Origin of the sequence: Phormidesmis priestleyi ULC007 (assembly GCF_003003695.1) — a bacterium.
In the GTDB taxonomy this organism is placed as follows: domain Bacteria; phylum Cyanobacteriota; class Cyanobacteriia; order Leptolyngbyales; family Leptolyngbyaceae; genus Phormidesmis_A; species Phormidesmis_A priestleyi_A.
In genome coordinates this window covers 1-1157 of sequence record NZ_PVWG01000126.1, presented here as the reverse complement: position 1 = coordinate 1157, position 1157 = coordinate 1, and the positions used below count along the sequence as shown (strand labels likewise).

The following is a 1157-nucleotide window of genomic DNA, read 5'->3' as shown; positions in this document are numbered from 1 at the left end:
TATACTCTAATCGGCTAAGAGCTGGACTTTTTTGAAGGATTGAAACTTCCAACTCATCAGGCTTTTTAGCTTGTCGTGTTTGTCAATAGGAGCCGTCTCTATCACCGTTGAAATTGCCTGTTTGAAACTAGAGAAGTCAGCATAATACTTGGAGTATAAACATTCCCGACGCACAAATCGCCAGAGACGTTCGATTAAGTTCAAATGCGGCGAGTAAGACGGCAAGTAGACTAACGTAATTGCGAGGCGTTCTGCACAGTCAAACACCGCAGCGCACTTTTGATAGCGGGCGTTATCCCAGACTAAGGTAATCGGTATCCCCAATGCTAAATCAGAGAGCTTCTGTAACAGGTGACAAACACTCTCGGCGTTGATGTAGGTTTCGTTCGTCACGGTGATGATTTCTAAAGTTAGGGCATTGATTGCCCCTAAGACGTTAAAGCGGTTGCGTCCAGCAGGTGAGGGGATGAATACCCGGACAAAGCACCACAGATAGCCTAAAAAAGGACTGTGGACAAAATGGGCAGCATCGACAAAAAAACGGCTTGTTTGCCCGCTTTGGCAGTTTCGAGCAACGGTTCTAGAACCTCAAAGCGAAACGTTTCTTGGGCGGCGATCTTGTCTGGATCGCTACTTTTACCGGGTACAAATCCAACTTTGCACCGTTTCATCCCGATGCGTTTGAGAAAGGCATTGACTTGAGTGGGACTGCGCTGAATTCCGGTCAGTTCGGCAATCTTCGCTTGTGCCTCGGCAACCGTTTGAGGCGGATGCGCTTTGAAGTAAGTCTCCACCGTCGGCACATGGGCATTCAGTTCACTTGGTTGCCCCTGATAATCTAACTGTTTGAGCCGCTCGACTCCACCTTCTTGATATTGTTTGAGATAGACGCTCAGTGTGGTTTTAGAAATATTGCACAGTCGTCGGATTTCTTGGTGTGCCAAGCCTTGGCTTTTCAGGTACAACACTTCCATTTTCTGTTGCACTTTTGGGTGAGGATAGTGATACCGTTCATATTTCAGTTCAGCCACCATTTCTGGTGTGAATTCAATCCGAATCATGCTAACAACCTCTTTTCTCCTGCTCTAGAACAAACCTCATCTTATCGTTGATGCGGGAGAACAATCCAAAAGTCCATTTCTCAATCGTGGCGAGTA

At 46.6% G+C, this 1157-nt stretch carries 1 pseudogene; it reads right to left on the bottom strand.

Annotated features, from left to right (window positions below):
* Positions 1–6: 6 nt before the first annotated feature.
* Positions 7–1061 (bottom strand): annotated as a pseudogene (locus C7B65_RS26980) (IS630 family transposase).
* Between the last annotated feature and the right edge of the window lie 96 nt (positions 1062–1157).